This is a genomic window from Teredinibacter franksiae, from assembly GCF_014218805.1.
GTDB classification, from domain to species: domain Bacteria; phylum Pseudomonadota; class Gammaproteobacteria; order Pseudomonadales; family Cellvibrionaceae; genus Teredinibacter; species Teredinibacter franksiae.
The window spans coordinates 2,723,036-2,740,426 of record NZ_JACJUV010000001.1 but is presented as its reverse complement, the minus strand read 5'-3'; the positions used below and the strand labels follow the sequence as shown (position 1 = coordinate 2,740,426).

Here is a 17,391-nt window from a genome sequence, read left to right as displayed (position 1 = left end):
TGCCCAGCCATGCATTGGTGTTCAGGAAAAAGTAGAGCCTTCAGGCAGCTCTGGTCCAGCCGCTCCCGCGTACACGGGCATATAGTATTTCGGGGCCTTCGGGAGTATTTAAATATTGATAGCGGCGTTCGCGGGCATAACCGACATTTGAGTTTGAGTTGCGTCGCCCAATACAAACGCCGACTGTTCATGGGGTGCGGGTAAGCCGCTAGAATTTCCCCCGACAGCAGTGCCCAGCCATGGGCAAATAAAAGGCCCCCTATGTAGCGACTAACCAACCCTAGCCTCTAAACCCTAGCCTCTAGTTGCACCATGCGCTTATACTAACCAGCGAACTAAGGACAGCTGCTGAAGTATGAGTCATTCCGAACCATTGCATAAACCCGCTCCAAACGCACCCGCTGTGGAAGTGACCACTAGTGAGAGCTTTACCTTTCAGGAAACAACCGAAAACCCCACGGCTATCAGTAACTGCGCCGGCCGGCATTTTATTGTGGATTTCTGGGGTGCTCAAAACCTGGCGAACACCCAACTGATTGAACAAAGCCTAGTGGAGGCCGCGCGTGTTGCAGGTGCCGTTTTATTGCATATTCACCTGCATAAATTCAGCGAAGGTGGTGGGGTTACCGGGGTAGCGCTATTAGCCGAGTCTCACATCAGTGTGCACACCTGGCCAGAGCTCGATTATGCCGCGTTTGATGTTTTTATGTGTGGTAACGCCAAACCCGAACAAGCGGTCGCTTGCTTACAGGCAGCTTTTCAACCCGAGAAGGTCGACATAAAAGAAATTTTACGGGGCGAAGTGAAATAGACTTAAAAACACCTCTATCAATTGCTTTTGGCCGCTGACTTTATCTGCGGGTTCGTGCGCAGGGTAAAACTTACTGGCTTGCCAGATCTATAAACAATTAATAGCGCTGCCCTTAACGACGTAAATCATCAATATAGAGTTGATAAAGTTTGGGTTCCATTATGGAATTCACCGGCGAACTCACCTTCGCCATATCTTTATCGAACTGCAGTGCGGCGAGCATGGTATTTTTGGTAATGGCTTTAGTGGGCACGTCAAAATCAAACTGCTGCGGTAACGCTTCCCCGTTTCTCGCCATGTTATAACCCCATATGCCAAATGACGGTAAAGCGGTGTGATAACTCAGGGTATGATCAAACACCTCTGCCAACGTTTGTTCAATACACCAAAAAACACGACGCGTATAAAACGGCGAAGAGCTCTGAGTAACCAACACCGCACCGGGTGCCATGCGCTTGGCAATCATGGTGTAAAACTCTCGTGAATAGAGTTTATTTATGGCTTCATTGTGTGGGTCGGGCATATCGATAACAACCCGGTCATAGGCAATACCGGGCTGATTGATAAAGCTGAAAGCATCTTCAGAAAAGGTAGTTATCCGTTCATCGTCCAAACTTTTTTCGTTCATACGCTGTAACATCGGTAACTCTCGACCAATACGCACCATTTCTGGGTCGATATCCACTAAGTGGATTAATCCTACAGCCTCATATTTTAAAATTTCCCGCGCTGCAAGACCGTCACCGCCGCCTAAAATTAATACGTTTTCTTTTGTACCGGGAATCGCCAGTAACGGGTGAATAAGATATTCGTGATAGCGATATTCATCGCGCGAAGAAAACTGAATATGGCCATCAATATACAGGCGTTGCTCGCGGGTATTGGTGGAGCGCGTCATTACAATTTTCTGATACTGCGTTTGTTTGGTATAGATAATCTGATCAAAATACAGGTGCTTTTCGGCAAAACGGGTAATGTAAGAACCGTACAGAATACAACCCACCAGGAGCGCCAAGACCAACAAGCATGCCTCTAGCATGCGCTTATAGTTTGGCAGCATGGCGCGGAACACAATTACATTTGCTATCGCAACAAAAATATTGATCAGGCCAATCGCAAATGAAGACTGAATTAGACCTAACGACGGCAACAACAACAGCGGAAACGCTACCGAACCAATAAGCGCACCGACATAGTCGAACGACATAATATCCGCTATCGAGTCTTTCACCTTTTTACTTCTGGCCAGCAGTGTTGTAAGAATGGGAATTTCCATGCCCACCAATGCGCCGATCACAAATATAAGGCTATACATCACCAGTTCGTAGAGAATACGCGCAAAGGGGAAGGCCATAAATAGCAATATGCTGCTTATTCCGCCAACAAAGGCGATAGCGATTTCCACCAAAATAAAGTTGCGAACGTACTGCTCGTTAAAATATTTAGAGATCAACGACCCCATTCCCATAGCAAACATAAAGAAGCCAATGGTGAGGGAAAACTGGTACACACTATTGCCAAGTAAATAACTTGAAACGGTGCCAATGATAAGTTCGTAGACGATGCCGCATAGCGCAACAATAAGAATAGAAAACAGCAGTACACCGGTCTGTTTTCCTGAAAGCGGTTGGCCTTCACTGTCGGAAGTAAGAGACATTGAGAGATTTCTTTAATTAAGCACGACAGCGGCCCGGACAGGCCGCTGCTTTATTTCCAGCCAGGCGGAACTATTTACCTTTGGAATGACTACCAGAACCAGCGCGAGCTTTAGCTGCAGCGCGGGCGGTAACAGGCTTCTTTTGAGCAAGCGAACTGGAAGTAACACCGGCCATACGTTGGCGACTCATCATGCTACCAATAAGGTAACCCGCCAGTAGCCCTGTACCACTAAAATGATGGTCGTTAACCGCACCGCTGCGACTTGAAGCGATAACGCGAGACTGCTCACCGTCAATTTCAACAAGGAACAAGGCATCTTCACCTTCGTCCATGATGCTGTTGGCATTGAGGTCTTCATAGGCCAGAAGAGAAGCATCGCTACCGGGCGCCACACCAATTGCAGCGGTGTGCAGTACCGGCACAGCAGCGTTGTAGTTATCTTGTAACTCGGCTGCGAATTCTAGGAAGGTATCGTCGGCGTCTAACGATTCATGGTCTACACCGTCGAGCGTACCTTGAAACGCATAGATAGAGTCGACAGTAACGTCCAATACAGCATCAAGATCTATATCGTCTTCGGTGTAGCTTTGCCCACCAAACTCACTGTATAAGTAGAAGCCGCCAATAGCAGCTGCGATCAATCCATATTTCACAAGATCATTCATATTATTAGTTCCTTGTTATACCCGTAAACTCGATTTAGTTGCCATCTAAGTTGTGCGAAAAGTGCATTTCATGAACTCCCCGCTCGTAGTAGTCTTTGAGATCGCCTACATACTTAAAGCCTACGGCCTGCAACGGTTTATGAATTAGAGGCAAATTGGAGGGGAATGTCAAAAAAACCTTTCTTCCACCATCGTTTTTCACCGCATGCAAGCCTATCAGTAAATCCTCATCGGAAAAACTGCGTTTGCCAAATAGTGGTTTTTTCTCCTGAACTATCCAAGAAAAGGTATAAGCGCCGTCTGACTCCACAATTTCAAACATACCGTCAAACCGAATAACCGGCTTTTCTTCAATAATCTCGAGTTCCCCTGCATCTCCACCCTGCCGCAGCTGTAAGCCGTAGATTAACTGATCTTCCGCCTCATCATAAAAATCCTTGTTAGTCACTTCCAGCTCAAATCCCACTGATTCATACATTTTTTGAGCTCGCGCATAAATTTTGCCGTCTTCTGGGTCTTCATAAGTAGACACTTTGACAAAAATCTTGCGTATATCGGCTTCGCGCAATTTCGACAACAGCTGGTTCATCATCGATTTGCCGTAACCCTGCCCACATTTTGCTCGATCAACGTAGGTCCAAGATAGCCAAGCGGTATTGTCCGTTGCAGGTACTTTTCGGAAGCCGGTAACCCCAACCACCTTGCCCTCCACTTCCAATACAAACTGATCGTCCAACCCATTTTTTTGGTAATCTTCTTCCGCCGCCTCGGCGTCATCGTCATCATGGCCGTCAATAATCTTGACGACGCGGGGAAGGTCGCTCATATACATAGGGCGAAATTCAGACATCGGGGTTCCTTTGATTCAAGTGACTATACAAAACGTTGCTACCGGCCAAGACAAAACCGCAGGCTAGGCCGATAAAATGTGCTGTATTTGAGAATTTGCCAAATACACCGCTAGCGGCTACAGGTAATAGAATAAGCAATAAAATGGACAAGCCTTTGTCCAGTTGCAGTGCCGTATTTTTTTTAAAATATTTTAACCCCCAGCAGTAACTCAATAGCCCATAGGTTACCCCCGAGAGACCGCCGAAAAGCGGTCCGCTTACCAACCACTGGGCGCTGTTGGAAACAATGGCGGTTACAAAAAACACCAGTACAAGCTCATTGCGCGATGCAGATTCAATTTTTGCCCCAAAGTACCACCAAACATACAAGTTGGTAAGCAGGTGGGCCAGTGTGTAATGCACAAAGGTGGGCGTGAGTATACGCCAGGGGCTCTGCCACAAAGCGCTGGCATCCGCCGGCACAAACCAGCCGCTTAATGCCGCCAAATTTTGCGTCATGAGTATGGCATAGGGCACACAGCAGAGTACCGCAACACTCCATACAAACGGGTGCGCGCGCAGCGAATCGGCCTGCGGCCAAGGTAATGAGTACACGCTTTCGTCCTTTTTATTCGCGGTTGGCCGGGTCATCCCAAATATTCGCCGCCTTTTTCGGCCGCTGCCAACCGCGGTAGGGGTGATTAAGCAACAGCTCTTCGTCTTTAAACACCCATACCAAAAGCGCTCCCCCTACAAAGCCGCCAACATGCGCCCAAAAGGCCACGCCACCACCGGTGGAGCCCATGGAGGAAAAGGCACCCAATAATTGCACCACTATCCAATAGCCCAGCATGGCGATAGCCGGCACGCGGAAAGTGGTAAAAATAATGATGAGAATTACAAACATGTGTACCTTAACCCGCGGGAACAACATGATGTAAGCCCCCATCACCCCACCGATTGCACCCGAAGCACCCACCATGGGAATAGCCGAAGAAGGGTCGGCGGCAACCTGTGCGGCGGCGGCACAGAAACCGCAGAGCAGGTAGAACAGCAGAAATCGCACTGGCCCCATAGAATCTTCAACATTGTCGCCGAACACCCAGAGAAACCACATATTGCCCAGAATATGCATCCAACTTCCGTGCATAAACATGGAGCTGAAAACACCACCCCAACCCATGCCATCACTAGGGCACACACCACGAGGCGCAACATCGGTTAAACCATCACCAAATAGGTCAGCCGGTATCAAGCCATAGTGACAGACCGAAGCATTCAACTGTTCACCAAAGCCAAAACCCTGCAGTAGAAACCACGCCAGTGCATTGGCCGCGATAATGCCATAGGTTACATAAGGTGTATTGACTTGAGGGTTGTCGTCGCGAATGGGAAACATTACTGCCTACCTAAACCATTACTAAAGAAGCTTATCATGCCATTTTTTGAAGGCTGGAGAAACTTGGCATTGAGACTTTACCCCGATACGATCGCCCTCAGGGCCATACTCACTCAGGCATTCAAACTTTTGTTTTTGCAAACTCTAAGGCTTCTACCAAAAACCCTTCGAATTCATTTTCTCGTTCAAGAGGAATTAGCACCCACTCTTTAAAGCGCTTTTTTGTGAAGTTAAATTCACGGCCGACACCCTGTTCAATAAGTTCTTTTACCCGCGTTTCGGCTACTTTAATTATTAGCGCGTCTTCTTTATCGAACATCATGCCAATGAACTCGCCTTTGTAGCGCAAGCAGGGGCTGTTCATCATAGTAGAGGGCTCAGCACCGTATCCGGCCATTAGCACTTTTTCCGCATCTTTATACGCCATTGTCATGCTCCCGAACGTAGTTAAACAAAAGTTCATTATTGTCGAGTTTTCGCGGCCCCATTAAAGCGCCATTGAGACCATTACATTTCAAATTTACGAAGTTGAGTGAATTGGCAAAGACTGGTTTCAACGCACGAATATTACCGAGCAACATAAATCGTTTTTTGGGTGCCTCTGCGTTTTGAGTTCGAACAAAGGGCAATGTTCGTTTTTGAATTTCCGCCTCGGAGATATTCAGTTTTTTGACGGTTCCGACAAACTGAATGTTTTGATGGGGAGCAGATATATAGAAATACACAATATCGCCCAGCTCAATTTTTGAATTTATTGGCCAGGCGACCGACGCTTGCTTAAACGCCGTAAAGACATCGTAATGTTTGATATTGGCAGGGTATAACCAGCTACTCATCACTCCGTCCTTGGGTTTGGGTATACGGTTTGTACTTGGGTATGCAGCTTAAATGGCAATAGTATAGTTACAAGTACAACCAACGGCCGATCTCGCAACAACCGGCTTTTTCTATTCCGTTTTAAAAAATCGAATACTCAGTGGATATGGCCACAGCACGCCTTCATTGGCCTTTACCGCGCCCATTACCACAAAAACCAGGTTAACAATTGCCAGTGCCACTAACATAAATGCACCTATAACAACGAAAATCAGAATAGCGGATACAACGAAATAGATAAACAAACTGATCATCCAGTTCAGAATCACCTTGCCATGGCGGTCAATTTCAGGCGATTCGTCTTTATTAGTAGCCCACATCACAATGGGGAGTACCAAGCCTGCACCCGGTATAACAAAACTCGCCAACTGGCTAAGGTGCATAAGTAACAGAAAAGTCTTTTGTTCCATCCCCCAGGGTTTTAAATCTTCCATACCAACTTCCTTTTCGTGACTGTTTTATTTTGTAATAAATGGGTGCGCAACATCTAAAACGCTATTAATCGCAATTAAAGATCCGGCGAATTCGCCGACGCTAGCGTGATAACTTACTCTATCAAACCCAGCCCAAGCTCCGGCGTAACGTTAAAGGCCTGCGGCTCTTGTGTTTCTAGTGTACCCAGCAAATAATTATACAAATCTGGCTGATTAGTTTCGTCAAAATACAACGAAACATACACTGGCGTGGGCAGCCCTTCGCGGAATTCAAATACGGCATATCGTCGGCCAGTATCTCTTTCCCTATTATGAGAGCCGCTCGAATCTGTATAAAATATCTTCTCAACAGATTGCGTTTTCCCATCTATTTTAGCACCGGGATATATGATGTTATTAATTTTTATCGCTGACTTACCATATGTAAGTGACGGCATAGTTAAATAACTAACGAAGCCCACGAAAGTAAGCGCCATACCTATAAAGGTCAATTGCTTTGGCGTTAAGCCAATTTTTTTTGATTGCTGTTCAAAAAGATCTTTAACTGGCGGCGCATCACTAATGCTTTCATAATTTTTCGCTGCATAAACCTGATGACCAAACATGTGTAGCACTACCCAAAGAACAAGTACAAGCACCAGACCAAAGGAGATCATAGGAAGCAGACGGCGTGCAGATAAAGTCTCTTTCGGTGCGCCAATGCGATTTGTTCCTTTCTCGAAGACAAAAAGGGTTTTGGCGTACATATTTTTAAATGTAGCGTTGGTACTAAAAGCGTAATTAGAAACAAAAGGTTTGGCAGAAAGGTTATCGGGGTCTACAAACATTCCACCCTTTTTACTCTCACCGACATAGAGGTAGGATGTTGTGTCCCCAACAACTGACAAATAGACTGCTTGGACACTGATCACCCATATCAAATAGCTACCAACCAAACAAAAAAACAAACCTACCAACAAAGGAAAACCATTCTCTGCGGAAGAAAAATTCTTAACCCACCAGCCAGCCACCTGAAAAATATTAAGCTGGAAAAAACTCTTAAAATAGAAGGATATAGCGTAGAAAAACACAAGGACCGTCGCTATGTCCTTCAGGTAGGCCAGTAATTTAAGCATTTAGCGAATCATTACCCACTGGTTTTTTTCGTTTTTGTAGAACATGAATTTGTGGATGTGAAGAAGTCTTGGGTTTTCTTGAATGTAGGCTATTGGTTGGTTACCCGAGATAGTTACCGCCCTTGCTAGCCTTTTATTACCTATTACCTGTAGATGCAATTTGTTCTTGTCTAAAAAATCAAGCAGCTTTAAGGAAGGGTTTAAAGCATCTTTGCCAGTGCTTATTTTTTTATGCCCAGCGTCAACGCCATCAAGGTTATAAGCAATCGCTATTTCTTCAGCACGCTTTGTATATAATGTTTTAAGTCGTGCTTGATCTTTTTCCTCAAGAGCGACATATACTTCACGATATGCCTGCATCAATGAATCAAAGGATTCCTGATTGTGTTCAATTTTTTTGCCCGCCTGCCAAGCCCAAGATGGAAATGGTGATTTGATTTTTGCAAACGCTGTAAACGAAGTTACTTTATTACCCAACCTTACTAGTTCAGGTGTTCGCTCGCTCAAGGTACTTTCCTCAATCGGAGCCAACTCACCAGCAGAGTCTAACCGAAGGTCAATTTCTGCTAAGTATTGTTTTTCTCCATCATTATCTTGACGGAATATTCTGGCGTTTACATAAGCACCAGCTTCATAATTCTCTAGAATTTCTTTGCCTCTTTTCGGCGGCTTGGCAAGTACGGTCAAAGAATTGTAGCCATCAACAATAGAGTCTGGGCAGGGAAGCTCTACCGTTAATTGCCCTGCCTTTATGTCTTCATAGATGGGGATGTCATTAACACGCACTTCTATGCCCACATTCACAAGATCCAAATCTACTCCGAAAAATGAATCAGCTTGTGTGTTACTTGTCATAATTAGCAACCCTGTAATCAGTAATAAAATGTAAATGTCTTTTAGCATAATATTTAGAACTTAATTAAATAGTGTCTATTACTCTGTTGAGCGTCGGCTGTTCCCGGATCAGTAACCGTATCAGACTTAGACTCTTCATCTGGATCAGGTTCAATCCAAGTCCACTCATGGGTACTTGAATTTTCTATATCATCCGGTACAAGCCCGTAATCAGCAAAATCATCTTCGTCGTTTGTGATCTTCTTCTCGACTTTCTCATAGCTGGTAAAATATACAACCAAACCATTAAACAAAAACCGGGAGTACCAATAATAACCGACCTCATCACGGGTTATAACGACCTTACCCACAAATCCAGTTTTTATACCTGCCTTATAATTTTTTTCGAATTTAATGACCCAGACATGCCCCTTCGCACCAACTGTTCCCTCTAGTTGGAATTCCATATTGAGCGACTGTTCAGACTTAACCTCTGTGTCATCTTCTCCGTTGGAGCCTTTCGCACTAAAGTTAATATTAACCGCAGTACCAATTGAAAACTTCAAACTGATATCGGCTTTCAAACTTGCAACACTGTCATCGCTGCCCACGCCTTCCATTGCAGCTTCCAAAATGGCCACTATCGGCGCTGCAGCCGGGTTTCCTTTTGAGGCTTTTAGTAGTACTGGAAATAGATCGACAGTGCCCTTTAAGCCGAGAAGCGGGGCCGCTGTAAATACTAGCTCATGAGTAGTTTTTACCACCGGTTTGGCTTTATCTTCTTCGAGCGCAGCCTTATAAGTAAGAGAGAAGCTTGGCCAAGAAACTTCGATCTGTACAGGGCTATTACCGTCACTGAGCTTACGTAAAAAGTAGTCGAGCTTAGCCTTCACCCAATCCAGCTTATTGAGAACTTGGTTAATTTCGCCTTTATAGGTGAGGGCTAAATCTTCTTTCTTTTCGTCGTAATTATATTCAACTTTGCCCTTAAAGGCGGCAGCTTTGTTCTCGTATGAATACGGAGCCAAGGGATTTCCACTAGCGGCCTCGGCACTCCCCAACCCGTACGAAACACTTGCACTCCAAGACACCTTCGGGAACACATTCACATTGACCGCTGCTGGCCGAAAACGATCGCAGGCTTTGGCGGCGATGTTGTAGCGTGCCGGGCTGATGGAGGGCAGCCACAAAATCTTGAAGGGGTTGGTTATTTTATTGCACGCTAAATGGTAGGTATTCTCCAGCGACCCGATTTCGGTCTTTTTGGGCGCTGGGAAAATCGATGAGCTGGTCTGAGTATGGTCTCCGCAGGGCGAGGAGGTATCTACGGTGGCTTTAATTTTTTCAAAGCCGCGCTTGCTTGTTTCGCTGGCCACAACATCTAGCTCTAGCGTGGTGCCGGTTTTTTCTGTGACAACCTGTTTGCGGCCGTCGTGGGCACACATAACCGTGAGCTTGGTGAGCTTACACTCGGGGTCTTCCTCTTCAGCCGGCTCTTGCACCAGTGGGGCGGGAGTCTCGGGTGTTACCGTATCTGCCCGCCGATTACCCGCGGTATTGGACGCGGCTTGCGGTTCTTCCGCGGCACTACTGTCACTCGTCGCGGCGCTGAGCCTTGGTAACTGCTCGTTAACCACTAGCTCGCCATCGGCAATTGATTGTACGAGCGCTTGCTTGGGGGGAATTTCAGTACTTGCGGCGGGCACTTTTAGTTCTGTCAGCAGTGCTTGGGCGTCTTCGTCGGTAATCTGCAATTCATCGATCAGCGCTTGCGCTTTTTCAGCGTTCGCAAACTGTTCCGACGCCGTTGCAGCGCCACTAGCCGCGAGCGCTGCAGGTAATATAGAAATCGCAGCGCCGCCATTTGCGCGTTTGTAATTGGTCTTACCCGAGGATTTTAAGTGCTCGAACGCCGATATATCGCAAACATGCAGCCCACCCTTGCACAGTAGCTGAGCAAGGCTATCGACACAGGCGTCGGGACCTGAATAGGGCATGCTGGAAACGCTGTTCACCATGGCTGCCAGCTCTGAACGGGAGCATTTCAGCTTTAGAACGAACTGACGAGCGTAGGTAACGTCAAGAAAATCTAGGCATTGCCCAGCAGGCGCAGCCCCTTGCGAAATATAATAGCCACGACCGTAGTAGTCATAAACGGTTTTGTTGAACACCTTTAACTTCCTTTTAGCAAGCGTATGCCGGTTGGTCGACTAGTGTAAGCGAGCGTGGGGGGCATGTTAAGTGACGGATGTCATCAAACACGCAGCCAACGATACCAGGCTGTAACAATCCGTCTTTATGGGGCCTTAGTGTGGCTCGTCACCACCCAACGCATACATGCCCACAACTGCGCCTGTAAACCCACCTGCCATGGCCGTGCTCAGTACGCTTGCGTCGGCATTTTCCAGCAACAGCTTATAGTCTTTTCCGGTGGTACTATAAAGTAAATCCAAAACACCTTTGTTGACGTTCATTTGAAAATATACCGGATCTCCTAACGGTAGCGTTATTTTTTGCTCTTTCAGGATTGCCCCCGCAACGGGCGTATCCGCACCTGCACGTCTACGTACGCGCACAACCGTATCGCCACTTTCGTCATGCCCCAACCCCAACGTATAAAAGTGCTCATCATTTTGAATTGCTAATAGACCGGCTTCGTCGCCCACCGCCTGGGGGGAAAATACCAGTTTGGTGCTAAAGGATGCTGAAAGGTGCGCTAGCCTGCGCCCCACAAAGGAGGGTTGCTGGTATTGCCCTATGCCTTCGGCTCGTGGCTGAATATGCAAAGCCCCACCCCCGCTTCGCCACCACTGCGTATGCGGTGTTCTAATGAATAGCCAGTGTGGGCCAAGCTTACTTTCAGTAAAGTCTTCGCGAATAGCGAAGTTGCCGGTAGTGGCGCGCTCAACAGTTTTTGCCCTCGGCAATTGCGGTCTTTTTACACGGTAAGGCAGCGCCGTATCGTTTTCTAAGATGGTCGGCCATCCATCTTTCCAGGTAACTGGCAGCATGAACGTTTCTCGACCGGTATGGAAATTTCCGGGGTCCTGCGGGGCGGCGGTTAAATCGTATACCCGGGTACCAAGAAATACCGCCCACCAGTCGCCATGGGTATCCTCAAACATATCCGCATGACCGGTTGCCGTTATCGGGTGCTCACGATCATCGGGCAAACCCCATTGCGTTAAGATGGGGTTGTTGGGGTTGGCTTCATATGGGCCATAGATATGGCTAGAACGATAAATCAGTTGTTGATGAAAGTAGCCGGTGCCACCACCGGGCGCGGAAAGATAATAACTACCGTCCACAAAGTAAATATGCGGGCCTTCGTGATAATCGGTGTTCCACGGTGTTTCATCTCCGCCGTCTATGAGCATGATATCGTCTGAACGGGGCTCGAAGGTTACCGGGTCTACCTCCATTATCCACAGAGCCGTATGGGCGGGATAACGTTTTTTATCTAGGTCGGGATCACGGTGGTGAACCACATAGGTTTTACCATCGTTATCAAAAAATATAGACGGATCAATACCGATTAAATGCGGCATCCATATAGGGTCTGACCAGGGGCCAGCCGGATTTTTCGCGGTTACAACAAAATTTCCACCGCAGCCGATACAAGTATTGATTATGTAAAAGACCCCGTCTTTATATTCTATAGCGGGCGCGTAAACCCCTTGGTAACCAAGATGCAGCCCATCATAATTGAAAGCCTGCGGATCATTTACGGCATTGCCAATTTGAACCCAGTTAACCAGGTCGGTACTGTGGAAAACCGGAATGCCAGGAAAAAAGCCAAAGGTAGAATTGATGAGGTAATAATCTTTGCCAACACGCACAACGCTGGGGTCTGGATGATAACCCGCCAGTATCGGGTTTTGGTATTCATCAGCTGAAAGCGGCTTTTTAAAAATGTCATCGCGACCTTCATAGTCAAACCATTCAAAGCGCGCTTCACGGTTTATATTTTGGCCCGCATCACTCGTGTGTTGATTTACCGAGCAAGCGCTGATTAATCCAATCAATGGGCTTAGCAGCCATACCATTATTTTCATTTTCTTCTCACAGTTGTATTGTTTTAGATTTAATCCGTATGCAGGTCAAAACCTCAGGATTATTTTTAGTCAATAAATACCTAAGTTTTTGAGTGCAAACGCCGCAGAAAACAACAGAAAGAAGAAAAGGGTAACAACCATATTTAGCTAATGTATTTTTACAGTGCACTACCTTAAGCCGTAAGGCAGCACACTGTAAACCCTATGTACACAACCAAGAGTACTATTTAGATAACAGGAAGTACTGGTTATATAATAGCGAGCACCGGTTATAAAATAGAGAGCACTACGAATTTTCCATTAACTGTTCTGCGCTTATTACCTGCCCTTCAATAGTCACATTATCCAGTGTGAAGTTTTCCACATGACGCACAATGGACGGCTCGCCCCCACGCGCGAAGGTGCAATTACGCACGGTAATATCACGCATAGGTGCGCGCTCAAACCCCTGCAAATTAAACGGTTTGTGAATAACATTTTTACAATGCAGGTTTTCTATCACAATATCGCGCACGGTCGGGTCGAATGTACCGGCGTCGCCCTCTTCGTAAAAGAAGTTAACCACGATGGCGTTCTGTACATCGCCCACCTCCAAGTTACGATAGCGCAGGTGCTCGATAACACCCCCTCGTATTGAATTGGTTTTTATACGAATAGCACGCTCCAATAGCGGGCTATTCATTGTGCAATTTTCAACGAACACATTGTTCACACCACCGGATATTTCACTGCCAATCACTACACCACCGTGACCGTCTTGCATATTACAGTTAGCGATCACAACATTTTGGGTGGGCACATTAATACGGCGGCCGTCGGCATTGCGGCCGGATTTGATCGCAATACAGTCGTCGCCGGTATTAAAGTTACAGTCTTCAATTACCACTAAGTTACAGCTTTCCGGGTCGCAGCCATCGGAGTTAGGGCCGTGACTATCGAGCGTTACCCCACGTACAGTAACGGAATTACACAGCACCGGATTTAGCAGCCAAAACGGTGAATTTTTAATGGTTACGCCTTCTACCAACACATTGTCACAGTTGTAGGGCTGAAAAAACGGTGGTCGCAGGTACGCACCTTCGGCATACAGGCGCTTTTCAACGGGCACTCCGGCTTCAGCATCCGCCATTAGTTTATTGCGTGCCGTCTTTTGGTCTTCTCCGGGAATTAATCGCCAATGCCGTTCAGAATGCTCACCCTTCCAAGGCCACCAAGTATCGTCGTCGGCACAACCATCCAACACACCTTCACCGGTAACCGCAATATTCTGTTGGCCGTAGGCATACACCAGCGGCGAGTAGCCCATATGCTCCAAACCTTCCCAGCGAGTTAATACGGCTGGCAGGTAGCGCTTGGGTTCAGGTATAAACTTGAGGGTAGCGCCCTTTTCAACATGTAAATTAACATTGGACAATAAATGTACAGGGCCGGTATGGAACTCGCCGGCGGGCACAACCACTCGCCCACCACCCGCGTTGTGACACGCCTTTATAGCTTTAGCTAACGCGTCGGTACTGTCGTTATCTGCACCCGTTATCGCTCCAAAATCGGTGATCGTAAAATCATTTTCAGGAAAACTAGGCACCACTATTTCGGCACGAATGGCATCGGCTTTTAGCCAATCTTTGTCTGTTTGAGCAGCCTGCCCGGTGATGGCCGGTGGTTTCGCACAGGCGACAAATAGTGGTTGAGCTGCTGTGGCAGCCGCCAGTTTTACCAGCGTCCGTCTACTAATGGTCATTTATTATCTCCAGTGGCAAGTTGAAACATGTTGAGCACATTTACTTAGATTAAGTGACCGCTAGTGTACTTGGCTTTTCACATTTGAAAAGCCCTATGGTTTAATAATCCTTTTAATACCAATAGGGCCGAACGCACACTAAGAGTGAGTGCAAGAAGAGTTTGCGCGGAAGCGTTTTAGGGCTGTCAACATATTTACCCATAAATGAAAACCCTGCGGCTAGACCGTTAGGGCCCTCTATTTATACCTATAACGTTTATGCGGTGTTTGTAGTTCGGGACCAATAAAAGACTATTCCTTTTGAGCAAAAACCAGTAACGCATTTTGGCAAAACACTATGATTTCTTAGTTAGTTGCAATCTTTTTGCTGAAAGTTGTATTCAAATTTCGGGAGGGAATAGCGTTGTAGCAAGCGAACAAATAATGCCGCTTGCTCAGCACCAATGTCGGAACGGACTATAATATTTAGCGCAGTTTTACTTTGACCTAACGGCCTGCAAAAAGCAGAGCCCTTATAGCTGAACACAAAGGGGAAAGAGAAATTCGGCGAATGGCACGCCTGTAGCAAGCGCTAAAAAAAACCAGGCGCGAGCAGGCAATACACCCGCGCCCGGTTAAACAAACTTACTTACCGGCACCTTCTACGAGTGCGTCAAGTGTTTGGGTATCGAAAACAGTATTGGCATTTCGGTCGAAAATACCAAAGGCATTAGCGTCTGTGCCGCCGTTATCCCAATAGTAAGGCAGCAAGCCGTGGGCCAAGGCCGACTGAGTAACATACTGGTGCCAGTAGGCGCGTGACTGCAGGTGAAGCTGCAGGTCTGCGCCCGAAAGCTGGTCTGTACGACGCATAGCACCGTATTCACCGAGAACAACCGGAACACCCTGATCAACAAACTGGGTTTTCATCATGGTAAACAACTCATCAATCCAATCTTCTTCACCCCAATTTGGGTTGTGCGTAGTATCGGTTGTTGAGTGGTTACCTGCACCCCAGTAGAAGAACTGGTTACCCCAGCCTGCATCTTCCGCCATCAAAGTAAATTGATAGGGCGTGTAGAAATGCACTTCGGCCATTAAACGGCCCGCAATGGTATCGTCTGGCAGGGTGTGCATCAGCTCGTTGGTTTTCTCAACGTCTGTGTGGGGGCCTTGAACAACCAAAATACGGTAAGCATTTTTACCGCCGGTTTCACGTACAGCATCGACAAAGGTTTGATGATACGAGAGCAGCACAGCCATTTGTGAGGCATCGTCTGCATTTGGCTCATTGGCACTGGCGAACATCACACGCTCATCAAAGTCGCGCAAATGCGTAGCGATTTGCTGCCACATAGCTTTTTGCTTCGCGTTAACCGCTTCTTGTGAACCGGTATTGATATTGTTTTCCAGCCAGCCGTTATCCCAGTGAATGTTAACCAATACCGTTAGGTCGTTGTCTATACACATCTGAACAACTTCTTTGACGCGGTTCAACCAAGCATCATCGATTTTAGCGTTGCCTTGGTCGGCATGATCGTTCCAAGCTACCGGCAAACGAATAGAGTCAAAACCGCTGTCCTTCACCAACTGAATAAGCTGCGAAGTAATTGCAGGATTACCCCAAGCGGTTTCACCACCGATGGCTTCCATGGTGTTACCCACGTTCCAACCGAGACGAATAGTATTCGCCAATTCTGCAGCCGTGCTACCCATACCGTTCATATCGGGTGCAATAGGGTTGGTGTTGTAATCGGGGAAAAGGCCATTACTGGAAGAAGAACTGCTGCTTGAAGAACTGGACGACGAGCTACTAGAGCTAGACGAACTGCTGTTCGAACTGGAAGAACTACTTGAAGATGAACTTGAGGAAGAACTCGAGCTGGAAGTGCCGTCGCAAGTGCCCAAAGAGGTCCAAGTACCATCACTGCCCGGTACGCTATTCGTGTACCAATTCGCTTGATAGAGCACGTTTTCGTACACCATCTGATCACCGCCTTCGGCATGGTTGTAGCTACCACCCGCCCAATCTTTTGCTGTCCAATTTGGGTAGACATTTACGCCGTCACAGGCACCCCCAGTAGAGCTGGAAGAGGAGCTGGAGCTGCTTGAACTCGAACTGCTGGAGCTGGATGAAGAACTAGAACTAGAAGAAGAGCTCGAACTGGAGGACGAGCTCGAACTGGAGGACGAACTCGAACTGGAGGACGAACTCGAACTGCTAGAGCTCGAAGAAGAACTGGAGCTGCTTGATGAAGAGCTTGAAGATGAGCTGTTATCGCCACCTTCAGCCACACAGCCTAAAATAGTGGCTGTGGAGTCGTCACCATTACCCTGCATACCAAAACTAACGGAGCTATTCGGGGCTATATTCCCGTTCCAACCAATATTGGTGGCGGTATAGGGGTTGCTGCCACTAAGATTGGCGTTCCACCCACCGGAAATTGTTGAGCCGCCATTTTGCTGCCAGCTCACTTCCCAACCGGTTATAGCGGTAGAGCTGTCGTTAGTAATATGAATGCTGGCGGTAAAACCGCTACCCCAGTCGTTATCAAGGCTGTAGTCGCACTGTAGCGCCGATGCCTGTGCGGAAAGTAAAAGGGTTATTAAGTACACACCAAAAACAACAGGTGCACGAAGAATCCTACTTCGCGATCTGGTCGTCATAGGTCAATCCTCTAGAATTGTGCGTTTATTCATTATTGTTTTGCAATTTAGGGACAACGTTTCGGAGTGAAACGCTGAAGATTGCGGTTTGGCTGAGACTGCCGCCGTCTCAATACCTCTTAGCATCCATTCACGACGAAAAGTTACGCGCGCTAGCGCTCAATACACGCAACGAATACGAAAAATTACATACGATTTTCGCAGGGGGTACCGCTTAACCACGGCATTTGTAGAGGAGCCGGTCCGTAGGCTCCGTCAACAACTTCATTATTATTTTTATTATTATTTCTCCGACACGTTTCCGGGTGGAGTACATTTAGTTTTAT

Annotated in this window: 15 protein-coding genes; 1 reads left to right on the top strand and 14 read right to left on the bottom strand. The window is 47.0% G+C overall.

The annotated features are described in order from the left end of the window. Positions 1-355 precede the first annotated feature (355 nt). Positions 356-811: an adenosylmethionine decarboxylase gene (speD, locus tag H5336_RS11460; protein ID WP_185234284.1), complete on the top strand. Its 456-nt coding sequence runs from the start codon at positions 356-358 to the stop codon at positions 809-811. Between the two features lie 112 nt (positions 812-923). Here the strand turns inward: speD and H5336_RS11455 are convergent, their stop codons facing one another. From H5336_RS11455 to H5336_RS22990, 14 genes are all read right to left on the bottom strand, one after another. Beyond that, positions 924-2,468, bottom strand: coding sequence for a polyamine aminopropyltransferase (locus H5336_RS11455; protein WP_185234282.1), 1,545 nt, complete (start codon positions 2,466-2,468; stop codon positions 924-926). A 70-nt stretch (positions 2,469-2,538) separates the two neighbouring features. Beyond that, positions 2,539-3,135 carry a hypothetical protein gene (locus tag H5336_RS11450; RefSeq protein WP_185234280.1) on the bottom strand — a complete coding sequence of 199 codons (597 nt, stop codon included), beginning with the start codon at positions 3,133-3,135 and terminating at the stop codon, positions 2,539-2,541. Positions 3,136-3,169: 34 nt separating this feature from the next. Beyond that, on the bottom strand, positions 3,170-3,985 hold the full coding sequence (locus tag H5336_RS11445; RefSeq protein ID WP_185234278.1) for a GNAT family N-acetyltransferase: 816 nt from the start codon (positions 3,983-3,985) through the stop codon (positions 3,170-3,172). Continuing rightward, complete coding sequence (locus H5336_RS11440) at positions 3,978-4,580, bottom strand: rhomboid family intramembrane serine protease (RefSeq protein ID WP_221628040.1); 603 nt, start codon at positions 4,578-4,580, stop codon at positions 3,978-3,980. Before H5336_RS11440 ends, H5336_RS11445 begins: the two co-directional genes overlap by 8 nt. 13 nt (positions 4,581-4,593) lie before the next feature. Next, a complete protein-coding gene (locus tag H5336_RS11435) occupies positions 4,594-5,364 on the bottom strand; it encodes a rhomboid family intramembrane serine protease (RefSeq protein ID WP_185234274.1) in 771 nt (256 codons plus the stop codon). A 121-nt stretch (positions 5,365-5,485) separates the two neighbouring features. Continuing rightward, positions 5,486-5,791 (bottom strand): hypothetical protein, encoded by a 306-nt coding sequence (locus H5336_RS11430; RefSeq protein ID WP_185234272.1) that lies wholly within the window; start codon positions 5,789-5,791, stop codon positions 5,486-5,488. Then, entirely contained in the window at positions 5,781-6,200 is a 420-nt protein-coding gene (locus H5336_RS11425) for a hypothetical protein (protein ID WP_185234270.1), read from the bottom strand. The genes H5336_RS11430 and H5336_RS11425 overlap by 11 nt, the downstream gene beginning before the upstream one ends. Positions 6,201-6,311: 111 nt before the next feature. Continuing rightward, complete coding sequence (locus tag H5336_RS11420) at positions 6,312-6,674, bottom strand: DUF4870 domain-containing protein (RefSeq protein ID WP_185234268.1); 363 nt, start codon at positions 6,672-6,674, stop codon at positions 6,312-6,314. Positions 6,675-6,787: 113 nt separating this feature from the next. Then, a complete protein-coding gene (locus H5336_RS11415) occupies positions 6,788-7,789 on the bottom strand; it encodes a hypothetical protein (protein ID WP_185234266.1) in 1,002 nt (333 codons plus the stop codon). Continuing rightward, positions 7,790-8,644 carry a hypothetical protein gene (locus tag H5336_RS11410; RefSeq protein WP_185234264.1) on the bottom strand — a complete coding sequence of 285 codons (855 nt, stop codon included), beginning with the start codon at positions 8,642-8,644 and terminating at the stop codon, positions 7,790-7,792. Positions 8,645-8,697: 53 nt separating this feature from the next. Then, entirely contained in the window at positions 8,698-10,794 is a 2,097-nt protein-coding gene (locus H5336_RS11405; protein ID WP_185234262.1) for a hypothetical protein, read from the bottom strand. A gap of 135 nt (positions 10,795-10,929) precedes the next feature. After that, positions 10,930-12,678: a glycoside hydrolase family 43 protein gene (locus tag H5336_RS11400; RefSeq protein WP_185234260.1), complete on the bottom strand. Its 1,749-nt coding sequence runs from the start codon at positions 12,676-12,678 to the stop codon at positions 10,930-10,932. A 286-nt stretch (positions 12,679-12,964) separates the two neighbouring features. After that, complete coding sequence (locus H5336_RS11395; protein ID WP_185234258.1) at positions 12,965-14,419, bottom strand: glycoside hydrolase family 28 protein; 1,455 nt, start codon at positions 14,417-14,419, stop codon at positions 12,965-12,967. Positions 14,420-15,043: 624 nt separating this feature from the next. Then, complete coding sequence (locus H5336_RS22990; RefSeq protein WP_246439082.1) at positions 15,044-17,065, bottom strand: cellulase family glycosylhydrolase; 2,022 nt, start codon at positions 17,063-17,065, stop codon at positions 15,044-15,046. Positions 17,066-17,391 lie beyond the last annotated feature (326 nt).